Origin of the sequence: Sorangium sp. So ce117, from assembly GCF_051524395.1 — a bacterium.
Lineage (GTDB): Bacteria > Myxococcota_A > Polyangia > Polyangiales > Polyangiaceae > Sorangium > Sorangium cellulosum_B.
Map to the genome: position 1 here is coordinate 1,505,614 of NZ_CP150309.1, position 15,057 is coordinate 1,520,670.

The window sequence follows — 15,057 nt, forward strand, 5'->3', positions numbered from 1 at the left end:
TCGCTCGGGTTCGACGAGCTCGAAGACGTACTGATATCGTGTTGCACGCGCCGTTGGTGAGCCGCTGTAAGCAGGAAGAGCCGGTATCGGGGTGGCAGCGCGGGTGCAGCGCGGCGGACCATCAAGTTCGCCCCACAGCAGCGGCAGCGCGCAGCAGCCCAGCTTGCGGGCATGTGATGAACGGTGCGCGATGAGCTGCGCCCGCCGCCTGACACCCACCCGCACGCGAGCCCGCACGCGAGACCACGAGCCAGATAAAAAGCTCACGCGGCAAAAAAGGACCTAGACAGGCGAAGCGAAGATTCGTTATCTTGAAAAATGGTCCCGTGCGCACTCTGCATCAAATCTCGTCAGACACTCCCGCGTACCTGATCCGATCCTGTTCGTCCCCCGGCCTCCGCGAAGGGTCGGCGAGGGCTGCTGATCCGGCTGAGCGTGCTGAGCGTGAAAGCGTGCCGCCGCCGCACGCGCCGCCCGGGGCACGCCGCGACCCGCGGACCGCGAGCTGCGCACTGGCCATCGATGTCGATGAGACATCGATGCGACAGACCACGCTCGTCTCTGCGTTCCTCCCCACAGATCTCGAGACGACGCGAGACGCCGAAAAACGTCACCGCACGACCCAAAATTGTCACTGCGCAACTCGATATATTTTTCTGGTCTGTCTTCAAAAAGATCTGGACACCTTCGTAGTCGAGTTGCTATCTTGAACACTGTCACCTTGCGCATCCGCCCTCCGATCGAAGCACAAGCACCCGCGTACTTGATCCGATCCTGATCATCCCGCGGGGGCTCATTCCGACCGGAGCCCGCGAAACCGACCTCGCCTGACCCGTGAGTCATGGCGCCTGCTATCCGGATGACGCTCCAGCAATGGTTCACCCGTGAGGACCTCGAGGAGCTACCAATGAAGCAGATCGCAATCGCATCTTCTGCCGCGCTCGCCACGCTGTTCATCACCGCCACCAGCCTCGCCAACACGACCGCTCCGTCTCCCACGTGCACCGTGATCAAGCGGGGTGTCCTGGGCGACATCTACAACGCGGAGATCTGGAGCCTCGCCCCGAGCTACCATGTCCCGTCCCCTTTTGAGGTCAACACCGGGTTCTCCAGCTCGGTCGGAGAGAAGCGCGCCCTGTTCCGCTTCGATCTCAGCCCCATCCCCGCCGGCTCTCTCGTCACGTCGGCCAAGTTCTACGCCCTGACGTACACGAGCACCGCGAAGACCGTGTACGTCCACCAGGTGCTCGCTCCCTGGAGCGAGTCGCTCGTCACGTGGAACAACTTCGGCGGCATGGACCCCGCCGCGTTCACCACGTTCGTGCCCAACGTCACCGGGTGGAGCTCGGTCGACCTCACCGGGATCGTGCAGAACTGGGTGAGCGGGACGGCGCCGAGCTACGGGATCCTCCTCGAGGAGGGCGCCAGCGGGAAGACGTCGTACAAGGGCAGCGCCCACACCGACATGGGTTACCGCCCTCTCCTCGAGGTCTGTTACACGGTGCCGAAGGGCTCGATCGGCGACAAGGTGTGGTTCGACGCCAACGCGGACGGCATCGAGGACGCCTCCGAGCTCGGCATCTCCGGCGTCGTCGTCGACCTCTTCGGCGACGCGAACTGCGACGGCGTCGCCGACGGCGCCATGCTCCAGACGGCGGTGACCGGCGCAAACGGCGTCTACCGCTTCACCGAGCTCAATGCGGGCTGTTACGTCGTCGACGTCGACGACGCGACGCTCCCGCTCGGCCATATCCTGACCAGCGACGACGAGCCGCTCGGCGTGTCCCTCGGCGTGGGTGAGAACGTGGCCAACGCCGACTTCGGCTACGTGACGTACTCGTCGATCGGTGACACGGTGTGGCTCGACAGCGACGCCGACGGGCTCTACGAGCCGGAGACCGGCGAGCTCGGCGTCAACGGCGTCCGTGTCGAGCTGTTCCAGGGGGCCCAGCTTGTCGACTTCACGATCACCGGCACGAGCCCCTACACCGGCCAGCCCGGCTTCTACCTCTTCGACACGCTCCCGGCGGGCACCTACTCGGTGGTCATCACGCCCGACAACTTCATGGCGAGCGGTCCGCTCGCCGGACAGGAGCCGACGGCCGACCCCGACGGCGGGCTCGACAACGTGGGCGTTGTCTCGCTCGGCTGGGCACAGGACCTGCTCGACGCGGACTTCGGCTACCAGCTCTCCTGCGGCAACGGCGTCTGCGGCGGCGACGAGAGCTGTTCCACCTGCGCCGTCGACTGCGGCGTCTGCCCGCCCCAGTGCGGCAATGGCACCTGCGAGGCTGGCGAGGACTGCGGGAGCTGCAGCGCCGACTGCGACGTGTGCCCGCCCGCCTGCGGCGACGGCACCTGCAACGGCAGCGAGAGCTGCGGCACCTGCGCGGACGACTGCGGCACCTGCCCGCCGGTCTGCGGCAACGGCACCTGCGAGGCCGGCGAGGACTGCGGCAGCTGCTCGGACGACTGCGGCGCCTGCCCCGCGGTCTGCGGCAACAACGTCTGCGAGAACGGTGAGGACTGCTCGACCTGCACCGGCGACTGCGGCGCTTGCCCCGCGGTCTGCGGCAACGGCGTCATCGAGGCCGGCGAGAACTGCCTCGAGTGCCCGAGCGACGTCGGCATCTGCCCGCCGGTCTGCGGCAGCGGCGTCTGCGAGGCCGGTGAGACCTGCTCGAGCTGCGCGGCCGACTGCGGCGAGTGCCCGCCGGTCTGCGGCGATGGCGTCTGCAAGGCCGGCTCCGAGGACTGCTCGAGCTGCGTGGCCGACTGCGGCGCCTGCCAGTGCGCCTCCCCCGGGACCGGCACCCCCGGCTACTGGAAGAACCACGAGGGCGCCTGGAAGGTCTCGCAGCTGACCATCGGCGGCAAGACGTACACGAAGTCCCAGCTCCTCGACATCATCAGCCGTCCGACCAAGGGTGACGTCACCTACATCATCGCGAAGCACCTCATCGTCGCCAAGCTCAACGTCGGTATCGGCAACCAGTCGAGCTGCATCGAGGACACCATCGCCGCGGCCGACGCCTGGCTCAAGAAGTACCCGCTCGCCAGCAACGTGAAGGAGGGAGGCAAGAACTCGCCCTGGTCGACCGGCGAGCCGCTCGCCACGAAGCTCGACAACTACAACAACGGCCTCCTCTGCGCGCCGCACCGTGACTGACCGACGCTCGGCCGATAGCCGGTGATCGGCCGGCACGACGAGACCTCCCCAAGGCCAGCGCCCGCCCCGAGCGAGCCGCCTCGAGCGCGACCTGCGCTGGCCCCTCCCCCTCTCCTCGGCCGCTTCCCCTCCTGCGCCGCTCCCTCCCCCGAGCTCCTCCTTACCGAACGTCCTGGTCCGCGATCGGCAGCCTCATCGCTCGATCGCTCCGCAACCAGCAGCCCATGCGAGGCGTGCCGCTGCATCCTTGATGCCCTTCATCGACGAGGAGGTAATCCTGAGGTCGAGTGCTTCAGGAGATGGTGGCCTTCGACCGCCGTGTCGCTCACTTCTCCAGGTTGCGCTTGGAGAAGGTGTCGTCGTTGACGGCCTCGTTCACCTTCACCTTCTTGCGCGTGAGCGTGGTGGTGAGGTTCTTCGTGTGGTCCACCATCTTGAGGGTGCCGGGGGTGCAGACGTCGCCGTCGCAGGAGTAGCCGGTGCGGGTCTCGGTCTTCACCAGCTTGCCCTCGCTGTTGTAATACTTGATCTCGCTGGGGACGTTCTTGTCCTTCGTGATCGTCATCTCGATCTTGGCGTAGGAGGTCGCCTGGCCGCTCCTGGGGGTGAGCGTGAGCTTGACCTCCTTGCCGCTGGAGGAGCTGACGGCCGGCGTGTAGCTGCCGTACTTCTGGGTGGCCAGGTCTTCCTGGCTGAAGGCCATGCCGAAGGCGCTCTGATCGCTGGTGTGGCTGGCGATGCGGCGGACTTTGCCGAAGGACGGCAGGTAGACGTACATTTCGGAAGGGGAGAGGATGAGGACCTTGGTGCCTTTGAGGTCCGCGGGAGCGGTGAACTCGGTGAGGCGCTTCTCGCCCTTCATCCACACGTTGATGCCGACGGTCTTCTCGGGTTTGCCGCTCTCCGCCGTCTTGGCCTCGTATTCGAAGTACAGCGTCTTGGCCTTGTTCATGGCCGCTTCGGTCGCTGCCAGGGCCTTGTCGGCGGCGTCGTCGGCCAGCGCCGCGGGGGCGTGCGAGAGACCGAGCGCGACCGTGGTGGCGAGGATGGAAACGAAGCGCGAAAACCTCATCGGGACCTCGGAGAGATGGGGGGGCCGCCGCTTGCCGGGGCAGAGCCGCCGTCGTTGATCAGGGCAGTGGAGCTTGGGGGCGGTGGCCCCGAGTTCGAACAGAGTGGTGGCGCCCTCGGCATCATAGAAACATGGCGTCCGCAAGGTCAATCCTGCTGTTCCCGCCCCTGCCGGCGCCGGCCGCGGCTCGGCTCCGGCGCCGGATGTCCGAACGGCGCGGCGTCGTCGGTCAGAGCACCCTGCGCATCACCTGCGGCAGGAGGACGTCGTGGAGCAGCTCGGGGACAGCGCGCTTCAGCCGCCAGAACCAGCGGCCGTCGCGGTGAGGCACGGCGTAGAGGCTGCCGGCGTCGACCGAGTCGAGCGCGCGCCGCGCCACGTAGTCGGCCTGGAGCCCCTCGCGCCCCATGAGCTTGAGGGCGGCCTCCCTGGCGGCCGCGTCGAGGCCGCGCCCGCTCTCGACGATCTGCGTCCTGAAGAAGGTCGGGCACAGGACCGTGACCCCGACGCCGTGCGGGGCGAGCTCGACCCGCAGCGCCTCGGAGAGGGCGACGACAGCGGCCTTGGTGACGCAGTAAGGGGCGAGCCCGGGCACCGAGATGAAGCCGGCGGCGGACGCGACGTTGAGGAAGTGTCCGCTCCGCTGCTCCTTGAAGCGCGGCGTGAACGCGTGGCAGCCGTGGATGACGCCCCAGAGGTTGACGCCCAGGATCCACCCCCAGTCCGAGAGGGGGATCTCGCCGACCTGCCCGCCGGCGCATACGCCCGCGTTGTTCACGACGAGATCGACGCCGCCGAGGGCGCGATCGGCCTCGCCCACGAGCTCCGCCACGTCGTCGCTCCGGCTCACGTCGCAGCGGACCGTGTGCGCCTCGCCCCCGGCGCTGGCGACGAGGCGCGCGGTCTCCTGGGATCCTTCGTCGTTGAGGTCGGCGAGGAGCAGCTTCGCGCGACGGCTCGCGAGCTCGAGGGCAAGCGCGCGGCCGAGGCCCGAGGCCGCGCCGGTGATGACGACGCGGGGGTGCTTGGGGAGGGGCATGGTGAACTCGCATATCACGGATGCTCGCCGCTCCGCGAGGAGCACCGCTGTGCGTGTAGCGAGAACATAATGAAGCCTGCTTGTCAGAGCGAAGCCTGCTTGTGACGCCCTCTCACCAAGGCACGACGGCTCGCGCGCTCCCGGTGGTGCCGCGGGCCACCACCAGACATGGAGGCGCGCCCCTCCAGCCCCGCGTCTCTCGCGCCGCGCCGCCGCCAGGATCTCGGCTGAAACCGCCTCTCGCCCTCGCCCCGCTCCCATCGTTGGCCCTGGTACGGCTCATGCGAGTGTCCTCCTCGCCCCCGCACGAAAGAAGCCGCGCGACGCTCGTTGCAACGACCAAGGAGAACCGATGCTGCCCACGAACACGACCCAGAAGACCCGCTCCCTCGTCATGTCCCTCACGATGGCCGCCGGCCTGGCCGTCACCGCGTTCTCGTCCCCTGCGGCGGCCGGGCCGCTGCCGACGCTCTCCGGATGGGGCGTGCGCGGCCATGCCAGCTTCATGGGCTCGGTGAGCCAGCAGGTCGACGGCTCGCTCAGGGGGCATTTCACGATCATCATCCACAATCCCGGCGAAGCCCCCGTCACCTGCCGCTACCTGCGCTTCCGTCCCCATACCGTGAGCGGCGGAAGCTGGAGCTTCGATGGCCATGGCACGTGCTGGACCTCGGGCGGCGCGTTCGCTGCGGCGAACCGCTTCACCTTCTCTGACCTCGGCAGCCCAGGCGCGGGCGTCGACGCCGTCGACGTGAACTACTACGGCGCGGTCGGCGTCTCGATCCCCGGCGGCCTCTTCGATGACGGCGACATCGTCTACACCCCTTGAGGCCATCCGCGATCCAGAGGGCATGTCACGCCGGGCCGGCGCTCGCGCCGCTCGCTCCGTCGATCGGGCGACCGGTAGATCATGGCCCCGAGCCCGGCGCCGGTGATGCGACGCTCTGCTCCCTCGCCGCGCGGCACGCGGCTCACACCGCCGGCGCTTCGAACTCGCCGAGGATGAAGGTCGCCGCGACCGCGGGCTCGAAGAACTCGGCGCGCACGGCGCGGTACTGCGCGTCGGCGAAGAACCGCTCCCGCGTCGCGCGGTCGGGGAACAGGAGGGTGAAGACGCGGTTGATCCGCTCATCCCCCTTCAGCACGCGCGCCACGACGAAATCGTGGCCGAACGCGCCGCCATAGGACAAGAGGATCGGCATCATCCCGGCGCGGTAGCGGGCGTAGGACGTCTCGTCCGCCATCTGGAGCCCCACCAGGAGCACGTGCTGTCGGCCCTCAGCGCCCATGGGAGTAACCTCCATCCACGTCGAGCGTCGTGCCGGTCACGAAGCCGGCCCTGGCCAGGAACAGCGCCGCTTCCGTCGTGTCCCGCACCTCGCCGACGCGCCCCAGCGGGTGGATCGAGGCCATCGAATCGGCCCCTTCGCCGATGAGCGGCGTGCGGATGATGCCGGGCGCCAGCGTGTTCACGCGGATGTTGTGGGCGGCGAGCTCGGCGGCCAGCGAGACGGTGAGCGCGTGGACGCCGCCCTTGCTGGCCATGGCGGCCGAGGCCGGCATCCGCGCCATGGCCTGCTGGACGAGCACCGTGCCGATGTTGATGATCGAGCCCCCGCCGCCCTCGAGCATCAGCGGCACCGCCGCCTGCGTCATCAGGAATGTCCCCTTCACGTTGGTGGTGAAGAACCGCTCCAGGTCCTCCTCCGTGCTCTCGAGGAACGGCTTCACGCCGAAGATCCCGGCGTTGTTGATCAGCACGTCGACGCCGCCGAAGCGCTCGCGCGCGGCCGCGGCGACGGCCCGCGCCGTGGCCCGATCCCCCACGTGGCCCGGCACGGCGACGACGCGCGCTCCGCCGTCGAGGCTCCGCCGCGCCTGCTCGAGCTTCTCCGGGTCGCGGCCGTTCATGACGACGCTCGACCCCTCGGCAAGGAAGCTCCTGGCGAGGTCGAGGCCGATACCGCTGCTGGCGCCTGTGATGATGACGCGATCGATCCTGGTGGACATGGAGTGTCGTTCCTTTCGCGCCGACAACCTAGGACCGTCCCTCGAACCGAGAAAGTGGTATGTTTCTATCAAGTTCATAACTCCAGGTTTTGATCCTGCGGGCCCCGCCATGACCTACGATCAGCTCGTCGCCTTCCTCGCCGTCGCGGGCGAGGGCACGTTCAGCGCCGCGTCCGCGCGGCTGCACAAGTCCCAGCCGGCCGTGAGCAAGCTGGTGCGCAACCTCGAGCGGGAGCTGGGGATCGAGCTGTTCGATCGCCGGGAGTACCGCGCCACGCTCACCGACGCCGGCCGCCTGTTCCACGAGCGCGCCGCGGCGGTCATCGAGGGCACCGAGGCGCTGCGCAGCTTCGGCATGCGCCTCTCGGGGAAGGTGGAGCCGATCGTGCGGCTCGCCGTCGACGCGGTGACGCCGCTCGGGCCCATCATGGACATCTTCCGGGGGCTCCTGGCGCGTTATCCCCTGGTGCGCATCGAGCTCGGCACCGAGCGGCTGGCGGGCACCGCCGACGCGCTGCGCGAGGACCGCGCCGATCTCGCCGTCGCCACGAAGCTCGGGATCGACGGCTCGGCGGTCGAGACGGCGCGCTTCTGCGACGTGCGGGTGATCCCGGTGGCGCGCTTCGATCACCCGCTGGCGACCTGCGGCGCGCCGATCCCGCCCGCGCTGCTGCGGGCGCACGCGCAGATCATCCTGCGCGACAGCGCGAGGGGGAGCGCCTCGCCGTCCCTGAACGTGCTGGAGGGCGGCCTGCGCTGGACGGTCACCGACGTCGCGGCGAAGAAGGAGGTCCTCCTCGCGGGCATGGGGTGGGGCGGGCTGCCCGAGCACGTGGCCGCCGGCGCGCTGGCGGCGGGCGAGCTCGTGGCGCTGCAGGTCCCCGAGTTCGTGGCCGACACCATGGAGCTCTTCGTGATCCGCCGCCGCGACCGCCCGCACGGCGTCGTCGCGCAGGCGCTCTGGGAGGCGCTGCTGCGCTGCGGCCACGGCGCCGGGGCACCCGCGGCGGCCGCGAAGGCCCCGCGCCGCCCGAGGAGGGGTTGAGGGCCGCGCCGGCCCGACCTCCGGCGGCGGAGCGCGCTCGCCAGGCGGGTCGGCGCCATGCCCGCGAGCGCCGGCCGCGGCTGGCACGCTGCTGCTGGGTCACGCCTCGCCACGGCAGATCGCTCGGAGGATCTCGCGCGTGTGTCCGCGCAGCCATGCGTGCGCCTTGTCGCCCTCGCAGCGCTGGTGCCACAGCTGGACGATCCTGAGCTCCGGCGCGTCGAGCGGCAGCGGACGGGTGCTGAGGCCCAGCGCCCGCACGATGGGACCGCAGACGCGCGCCGGCAGCGCGACGACGAGATCGCTCTCGTGGGCGAAATGGATGGCCGCCGCGCACGTGGGCGCCGCCGCGATGACGCGCCGCCGCAGCCCCAGCGCCTCGAGCGCCTCATCGATCGGATCGCGCAGGCGGCCACGGCGTGAGACGATGACGTGGAGCGCCTCGGCGTAGCGCCTGGCGGTGAGCCGGCCGCGCGCGAGCGGGTGGGCCCGGCGGAGGGCGACGACGAGGCGATCTTCGCCGACCAGCTCCCCACGGATCTCGGGGAGCGCGGGCTCCGTCGAGCCGATCTCGAGATCCACGCGCCCGTGGCGCAGGTCGTCCGTGTCTCCCGCGGGCTCGGCCAGGAGCCGGACCTTCGCGAGAGGCGCCTGCTCCTGCGCCGCGCGCAAGAGCCGCGTACCGAGCGCCGTCGTCAGGGCGTCGTGGCAGCGGACGGTGAAGGTCCGATCGAGCCTCGCCAGGTCGAGCTCCCGCTCGGGCGCGAACACCGCGTGCGCTCGCTGGACGATGGCCTGGACCTCCTGTCGCAGGGCCAGCGCGCGCGGCGTGAGCGCCATCGTCCGGCCGGCGCGCACGAGGATCGGGTCCCCCGTGGCGTCCCGGATGCGCCCCAGCGTCCGGCTCATCGCGGGCTGGGACAGGTGCAAGCGGGCCGCCGCGGCGCTGACGCTCCTCTCCTCGAGCAACGCGTCCAGCGCCGGCAACAGGTTCAGGTCCACATGCATGGCGGTAATTCTTCCTCATACAAACTATGCATTGGACGGTATGAGTCGTCCAGGGTTTATTCCTCCGTACGGTGGTTCAGCGGTTTGCGACCACGCGCGCGCCGCTCGTCCGAGGAGGATTCATGTCGATTCATTCCGAGCATTCCGAGCAGATGAACAACGATGTGATGTGGCGAGACCGAGGCCCGGGCCGCGCGGAGGACGAGCTCCTGCTGCCCGCGGTCGTCGCGGCGCTCTCCGCGGCGGGCGAGCGGCTCGTCGGTCGCTTCTCGACAGAGCCGCGCCCGAGGAGCCGGGAGGACATCTTCGCCGCGCTCGGCGCCAACGATGCGGTCTCCCTCGAGGCGCTCCGCGAGCCCTTGTCGCGCGCTCGCCCGGAGGCCCGGTGGGTCGAGGACGAGCTCGAGTGCGGGCCCCTCCCGCCGGGGGAGTGGTGGGTCACCGACACCGTCGAGGGGAACATCAACCATGTTCACGGGATGGCGGACTGGTGCGTCACGGCGACCCTCGTCCGCGACAACGAGCCGGTCCTGACGGCTGTGCACCTGCCCTTGACCGGCGACACGTACACCGCCCGGAAGGGCGCCGGCGCGTACCTCGGGACGAGGAGGATCCGCGCGTCGGCGAAGACGGAGCTCGGCGCTGCCTTCGTCGGGACCGGCCAGGCGAAGCCGGGTGAGGACGAGGAGACGTACCGGCGGATCGGCATGTCCGTCACCGCGATGCTCGGGAGCGCGCTCGTCCTGCGCGTCTCGGTCCCGGCCACCCTCCAGCTCGTTCAGGTCGCGGCCGGCCGGATGGACGTCTTCTGGCAGTACAGCCAGATCCGCTCCGGGCTCGTCGCGGGGGCGCTGCTCGTCGCGGAGGCCGGGGGCACGGTCACGGACACACGCGGGGAGCGCTGGAGCCTCGCCAGCGAGGACTTCCTGGCTGCAGCGCCCGGGCTCCACGCCGGCGCGGTAGGCGTCCTGTCGACCATCCGATGAGAGGAGGAGGCTGAACATGGATCAACTCATGGGAAACATTGGAATCCTCGGCTCGGGCCGTGTCGCCACGGTCCTCGCCAACAAGCTCGCGGGCGCCGGGCGCGCCGTCACGATCGGCACCAGGGACCCGGCGCAGGCGGCGCTGAAATGGTCGGGAGGGCGCGTCGACTTCAGGGATCCCGCGGAGACCGCGCGCCTGGCCGCGATCGTCATCAACGCCACCCCCGGGGACACGAGCGTGGAGCGGCTCGGCGCCCTCCGCGACGCGCTGAAGGGCAAGATCCTTGTCGACATCTCCAACGCGACGCTGCGCGGCCGCGACGGTCTTCCCGGCAGCCTGCTTTACCCGAACGACAGCGTCGCCGAGCGCCTGCAGGCTGCGCTGCCCGAGACGGCCGTCGTCAAGACGCTGAATACCATGCTGTTCACCGTCATGGCGGATCCCACGAGCCTGCGCGCCGCCCCGACCGCGTTCCTCTCCGGCAACGACGAGGGCGCGAAGGCGGTCGTCGGACGGTTGCTCGGCGATCTGGGCTGGCCGGCCGACTGGATCGAAGATCTCGGAGACATCGAGACCGCTCGCGGCCCCGAGGCGGTCGCCTTGCTCGTCCCGTCCGTGCTGCGAAGGCGAGGGCTCGCGCCGTTCGCCGTCGCGCTCGCCCGGTAAATGCGACGAAGCGCATCACGGAGCTGGAGCCCAATCCATCTCCGTGGCCGTGGCTTCGCGAAACTGCCCATCCGGTGTGAACGTTCACCGCGAGAAAAATTGCAGGCGACGAGAAGCGCCGTGTTCATGTGATTTTTCGCTGCAGAACGGAACGTGTGCGCACCGGGAGGCAACACGTCCTGAAGAATCAAATCATGTCGCCGTCACTGGAATCACGGAGCCGCCGGGACGGCCCCGACGGCTCCTGTGCGGTCGAAGGGGAGGGATCCGCTCTCAATTTCCTGGCGATTGAAGAGCGCTCGTTGTCTAATCGCTGGACTTCAGCGCTCCCAGCGCTGGTGAGGAGCGACAACGATGTCCAGACCCTCGCGTCACCAGCCTGCGCGCCGTCGCGGAGGCGCTCGGTGGGCGCTGCCGATCGCGCTGGTCCTCGCCAGCGGCTGTACGGGATCCGTGGGTGAGCCGGGCGCCGGTTCCGGCTCCGGCTCCGGCTCCGGCTCCGGCAAACCTGGTACCGACGATCCCATCGGTGTTTGCCGGGACGACACGGTGTATCCCGGGCGAGCGCCGCTCCGGCGGCTGACGCGCTTCGAATACAACAACACGGTTCGCGACCTCCTGGGGGACACGACGGAGCCAGCCTTCTCGCTGCCGAGCGAGGATATCGGGAACGGCTTCGGCAACGACGCGGACACGCTGTCTGTCTCGAGCCTGCTGGCCGAGCAGCTGGGCACCATCGCGGGGGGCATCGCCCAGCGCGCGACCGCGACGCCGGAGGCGCTCGCGAGGCTCGCTCCCTGCGCGGGCGACGTGACGGCGGCGAGCGAGGGAGCGTGCGCGCGCACGATCGTCGAGGATTTCGCGGCGCGCGCCTATCGCCGGCCGCTCCAGGCCGGCGAGGCGGACGAGCTCCTGGCGCTGTACAGCGTCGGGCGAGAGGACGCGACGTTCGCCGCCGGCATCGCGATGGTGATCGAGGCGGTGCTCCAGTCGCCCGATTTCCTCTACCGCGTCGAGTGGGGCGCGCCCGATCCCGCGCGCCCGGCGCTCCGCCGGCCGACGGGCGACGAGATGGCGACGCGGCTCTCGTACCTGTTCTGGGGCACGATGCCCGACGAGCCGCTGCGCGCGGCCGCGCAGGCGGGGGAGCTCGCGACGAAGGAAGGCGTGCGCTCGCACGCCGAGCGCATGCTCGACGACCCCCGGGCCCGGCCCGTCGTGCGGTTCTTCTTCGACAGCCTGCTCCCCATCAGCAGCCTCGCGGATCTCGAGCGGGACGCGGAGGCCTTCCCGACCTTCTCTCGCACGATCGGCTCGCTGATGCGTGAGGAGACGCAGCGGTTCCTCGAGCAGGAGATCTTCGAGGAGGCCGGCACCTGGCCGTCCATCTTGACCGCCCCGTACTCGTACATGAACGGCCCGCTCGCGGCGTTCTACGGCGTCTCCGGCGTGACGGGCGACGCGTTCCAGCGCGTGGAGCTCGATACGACCCGGCGCCTCGGGCTCCTCACCCAGGCGGGGGTGATGGCCGGGACGACGCACTCGAACATGACGAACCCCGTGGTCCGCGGCTCCTTCGTGGTCCAGAAGCTGATGTGCCATGTCATCCCGCTCCCCACGGGCGACATCCTGGAGAAGGTGAAGCCGCCGGACCCGTACACCGGCAAGACGGCGCGGGAGCGCTTCAGTCAGCACAGCGAGGATCAGGTCTGCGCGACGTGCCACCAGTTCATGGATCCTGTCGGCTTCTCGTTCGAGAACTACGACGCGGTCGGGCTGTTCCGCGCGACCGAGAACGACGTCGCGATCGACGCGAGCGGCTCGGTGCCGGGCACGGAGGGGGCCGTGAGCGGGCCGATCGAGCTGGTGCGCAAGCTCGCCGAGACGGAAGACGTGCAGAGCTGCTTCGCGACGCACTGGATCGAATACGCCTACGGCCTCACGCTGCGCGCCGAGGACAAGTGCACACGAGAGGCCGTCACGGCCGCCTTCAAGACGTCCGGATACAACGTGAAACAGCTCCTCATCGAGCTCACGCAGACGGACGCCTTCCACACCATGGCTCCCCGGGAGGAGTGACGGCTATGTCGACGTTTCGCTTGAACCGGCGTGCCTTGTTGCGAGGTGCTGGCGGCATCGCCATCGCGCTCCCGTGGCTGGAGATCATGGGCACCGAGCCCACGGCGCGCGCGCAGGCCGCCCCCGCGAAGCGCTTCCTCGCCGTCTACACGCCCGGCGGGACCGTGATGGACCGCTGGCGGCCGACGGGCTCCGAGACGAGCTTCACGCTGAGCCCCATCCTGGCGCCGCTCGCGCCGGTGCAGAGCCGGCTGCTCGTCGTCGACGGCCTCGACATGAAGAGCGGGCTCGGCGAGCAGCACCAGGCCGGGATCATCGCCTGGCTCACGGGCACGCCGCAGGACGGCGCCGCGGGCCGCGCCTACGGGAGCGGGCCGTCCATCGATCAGGTGATCGCCTCCCGGATCTCCGGGGGTCAGAAGGCGAAGGCGAGCCTCGAGATCGCGGTGCGCTGGGCGACGGGAAAATCGCACGGCCTGCTGTCTCCGATGAACATCGCGAATTTCGAGAACGACGCGCCCTACAGCCCGATCCCGCCGCGCATCGATCCTGTGGAGATCTTCACCGATCTCTTTGGCACGCTGAACCCCGGCGCCGACGACGACGCCGCCCGTCGGCTCGCGCGGAAGCAGTCGATCCTCGACTTCCTCGACCGGCGCTACTCCGCCCTGTCCTCGCGGCTCGGCGCGGCTGACAGGCAGAAGATCGATCAGCACCTGACGAAGATCCGCGAGATCGAGGAGAGCCTCAGCAAGGCGCCGATCGCGGCGGGCGCTTGCCAGGCGCCGGCGAAGGTCGACACGTCCGACTACAACCCGCGCACGGGGCGCAACTCCGCCGACAACGGCTCGATCAAGGACACGTCGACCGACGCGGCGATCCCCAAGGTCGGCAAGCTCATGACGGACATGCTGGTGATGGCGCTCGCCTGCGACATCACAGCGGTCGGCACCCTTCAGTGGAGCGACACCGAGGCGAAGCACACCTTCCCTTGGCTGAACCTGAGCGAGCACCACCATTACTACCAGCACGACGGCGGCTTCAGGGCGGCAGAGTGCGAGCTGATCTGCAACTGGTATTCGAAGCAGCACCTCTATCTCCTGCAGGAGATGGAGAAGGTCGACATGGGCGGACACTCGCTGCTCGACGAGAGTGTCGTCTTCTTCGGCTCCGAGATCTCGGATCCGCCGAGCCACAAGAAGACGAACATGCCGTTCCTCCTGGCCGGCGGCGGCGGCGGTCTGCGCACCGGGCGCTGGCTCCGGTACAAGAACCTCCCGCACAACAACCTGCTCGTGTCGATCTTGAACCTGTTCGGCGACACCCGGACCACGTTCGGCACCCCGGAGCATTGCACCGGGCCGCTCACGAACCTGACATAGCAGCGAGAACGAGGCGCGTCCGAGCAAAACCGGGCGAGCCGCTTGGAGGCACCACGCGGCGGGCAGACCTCGAGGGCACGCTCAGAAGGCCTACTCCTCGACACGGACCGATTGACCGATACCGTCCGTCGGTGGGGCATGGCTCAGCCAGACGGCGCAATGAATACCATTGACGACATTGCCTTGCATCGTCGACGAGGTGATGGAGTGGCTTGAGGAGAGCCGCGCTGGATGTTGCTCTTCACCTGCAGGCACGCTCCCTGGCTGAGCCAGATCGAGTGCGCTCTCTCCGACGTGCAGCGAACGGTTTCTTTCTCCAGGGATGAGTCTTGGTCGGCCGTCCCTGAAGAGGTCCAGCGGGCTGGAGCGCCTCATCGCGCCTTTGGCGAGTAAATCTCTGTTGAGTCTTGACCTTGGCTGCGGCACGCTCGTCCTTCGATGCACAGGGGGCAGCTCTTCGGCGGCCGCTTCGCGCTCGTGGACCGCGCGGGCACGGGGGGAATGGGGACGACGAGACGCGCGGGCTCCATGGGCGAGGCGCGCTGGTCGCGTGAGCGCTAGCGCGTCGTCCTCGCTGACCGCGCAGGCCATCGCCAGGCG

General features: G+C 69.3%; 12 protein-coding genes. 7 read left to right on the forward strand and 5 right to left on the reverse strand.

Annotated elements, in window-relative coordinates; translation table 11 throughout:
- The first annotated feature begins 907 nt into the window (after positions 1 to 907).
- Positions 908 to 3,169, forward strand: a complete 2,262-nt coding sequence (locus WMF46_RS05580; RefSeq protein ID WP_437984641.1) for an SdrD B-like domain-containing protein — start codon at positions 908 to 910, stop codon at positions 3,167 to 3,169.
- Between the two features lie 325 nt (positions 3,170 to 3,494).
- Here WMF46_RS05580 and WMF46_RS05585 read toward each other — a convergent pair whose 3' ends face one another.
- Together WMF46_RS05585 and WMF46_RS05590 are read right to left on the reverse strand one after the other, a co-directional pair.
- Entirely contained in the window at positions 3,495 to 4,241 is a 747-nt protein-coding gene (locus WMF46_RS05585; RefSeq protein ID WP_437984642.1) for an outer membrane lipoprotein-sorting protein, read from the reverse strand.
- 229 nt (positions 4,242 to 4,470) lie between these two features.
- A complete protein-coding gene (locus WMF46_RS05590) occupies positions 4,471 to 5,280 on the reverse strand; it encodes an SDR family NAD(P)-dependent oxidoreductase (RefSeq protein ID WP_437984643.1) in 810 nt (269 codons plus the stop codon).
- Between the two features lie 352 nt (positions 5,281 to 5,632).
- Here WMF46_RS05590 and WMF46_RS05595 point away from each other — a divergent pair, with 352 nt between their 5' ends.
- The gene (locus WMF46_RS05595) at positions 5,633 to 6,109 is read left to right on the forward strand and encodes a hypothetical protein (protein ID WP_437907411.1); all 477 of its coding nucleotides are present in this window, start codon (positions 5,633 to 5,635) and stop codon (positions 6,107 to 6,109) included.
- A gap of 142 nt (positions 6,110 to 6,251) precedes the next feature.
- Here the strand turns inward: WMF46_RS05595 and WMF46_RS05600 are convergent, their stop codons facing one another.
- Positions 6,252 to 6,569: a DUF1330 domain-containing protein gene (locus WMF46_RS05600; RefSeq protein ID WP_437984644.1), complete on the reverse strand. Its 318-nt coding sequence runs from the start codon at positions 6,567 to 6,569 to the stop codon at positions 6,252 to 6,254.
- Positions 6,559 to 7,290, reverse strand: a complete 732-nt coding sequence (locus WMF46_RS05605) for an SDR family NAD(P)-dependent oxidoreductase (protein ID WP_437984645.1) — start codon at positions 7,288 to 7,290, stop codon at positions 6,559 to 6,561. Before WMF46_RS05605 ends, WMF46_RS05600 begins: the two co-directional genes overlap by 11 nt.
- Positions 7,291 to 7,399: 109 nt before the next feature.
- Here WMF46_RS05605 and WMF46_RS05610 point away from each other — a divergent pair, with 109 nt between their 5' ends.
- Positions 7,400 to 8,335, forward strand: a complete 936-nt coding sequence (locus WMF46_RS05610; protein ID WP_437984646.1) for a LysR family transcriptional regulator — start codon at positions 7,400 to 7,402, stop codon at positions 8,333 to 8,335.
- 99 nt (positions 8,336 to 8,434) lie between these two features.
- Here the strand turns inward: WMF46_RS05610 and WMF46_RS05615 are convergent, their stop codons facing one another.
- Positions 8,435 to 9,343 carry a LysR family transcriptional regulator gene (locus WMF46_RS05615; RefSeq protein WP_437984647.1) on the reverse strand — a complete coding sequence of 303 codons (909 nt, stop codon included), beginning with the start codon at positions 9,341 to 9,343 and terminating at the stop codon, positions 8,435 to 8,437.
- A gap of 167 nt (positions 9,344 to 9,510) precedes the next feature.
- Here WMF46_RS05615 and WMF46_RS05620 point away from each other — a divergent pair, with 167 nt between their 5' ends.
- The 4 genes from WMF46_RS05620 (at position 9,511) to WMF46_RS05635 (ending at position 14,457) form a co-directional block, all read left to right on the forward strand.
- Positions 9,511 to 10,329 (forward strand): inositol monophosphatase family protein, encoded by an 819-nt coding sequence (locus tag WMF46_RS05620; protein WP_437987860.1) that lies wholly within the window; start codon positions 9,511 to 9,513, stop codon positions 10,327 to 10,329.
- 28 nt (positions 10,330 to 10,357) lie between these two features.
- The gene (locus WMF46_RS05625) at positions 10,358 to 10,996 is read left to right on the forward strand and encodes an NADPH-dependent F420 reductase (protein ID WP_437984648.1); all 639 of its coding nucleotides are present in this window, start codon (positions 10,358 to 10,360) and stop codon (positions 10,994 to 10,996) included.
- Positions 10,997 to 11,350: 354 nt separating this feature from the next.
- Complete coding sequence (locus WMF46_RS05630; protein ID WP_437984649.1) at positions 11,351 to 13,075, forward strand: DUF1592 domain-containing protein; 1,725 nt, start codon at positions 11,351 to 11,353, stop codon at positions 13,073 to 13,075.
- 5 nt (positions 13,076 to 13,080) lie between these two features.
- Positions 13,081 to 14,457 carry a DUF1552 domain-containing protein gene (locus tag WMF46_RS05635; RefSeq protein WP_437984650.1) on the forward strand — a complete coding sequence of 459 codons (1,377 nt, stop codon included), beginning with the start codon at positions 13,081 to 13,083 and terminating at the stop codon, positions 14,455 to 14,457.
- Positions 14,458 to 15,057: the final 600 nt, after the last annotated feature.

What these genes read in the sequence shown, in the direction of transcription:
- WMF46_RS05580 (WP_437984641.1), top strand. Translation starts at nt 908, where the DNA reads ATGAAGCAGATCGCAATCGCATCTTCTGCCGCGCTCGCCACGCTGTTC.
- WMF46_RS05585 (WP_437984642.1), bottom strand. Translation starts at nt 4,241, where the DNA reads ATGAGGTTTTCGCGCTTCGTTTCCATCCTCGCCACCACGGTCGCGCTC.
- WMF46_RS05590 (WP_437984643.1), bottom strand. Translation starts at nt 5,280, where the DNA reads ATGCCCCTCCCCAAGCACCCCCGCGTCGTCATCACCGGCGCGGCCTCG.
- WMF46_RS05595 (WP_437907411.1), top strand. Translation starts at nt 5,633, where the DNA reads ATGCTGCCCACGAACACGACCCAGAAGACCCGCTCCCTCGTCATGTCC.
- WMF46_RS05600 (WP_437984644.1), bottom strand. Translation starts at nt 6,569, where the DNA reads ATGGGCGCTGAGGGCCGACAGCACGTGCTCCTGGTGGGGCTCCAGATG.
- WMF46_RS05605 (WP_437984645.1), bottom strand. Translation starts at nt 7,290, where the DNA reads ATGTCCACCAGGATCGATCGCGTCATCATCACAGGCGCCAGCAGCGGT.
- WMF46_RS05610 (WP_437984646.1), top strand. Translation starts at nt 7,400, where the DNA reads ATGACCTACGATCAGCTCGTCGCCTTCCTCGCCGTCGCGGGCGAGGGC.
- WMF46_RS05615 (WP_437984647.1), bottom strand. Translation starts at nt 9,343, where the DNA reads ATGCATGTGGACCTGAACCTGTTGCCGGCGCTGGACGCGTTGCTCGAG.
- WMF46_RS05620 (WP_437987860.1), top strand. Translation starts at nt 9,511, where the DNA reads ATGTGGCGAGACCGAGGCCCGGGCCGCGCGGAGGACGAGCTCCTGCTG.
- WMF46_RS05625 (WP_437984648.1), top strand. Translation starts at nt 10,358, where the DNA reads ATGGGAAACATTGGAATCCTCGGCTCGGGCCGTGTCGCCACGGTCCTC.
- WMF46_RS05630 (WP_437984649.1), top strand. Translation starts at nt 11,351, where the DNA reads ATGTCCAGACCCTCGCGTCACCAGCCTGCGCGCCGTCGCGGAGGCGCT.
- WMF46_RS05635 (WP_437984650.1), top strand. Translation starts at nt 13,081, where the DNA reads ATGTCGACGTTTCGCTTGAACCGGCGTGCCTTGTTGCGAGGTGCTGGC.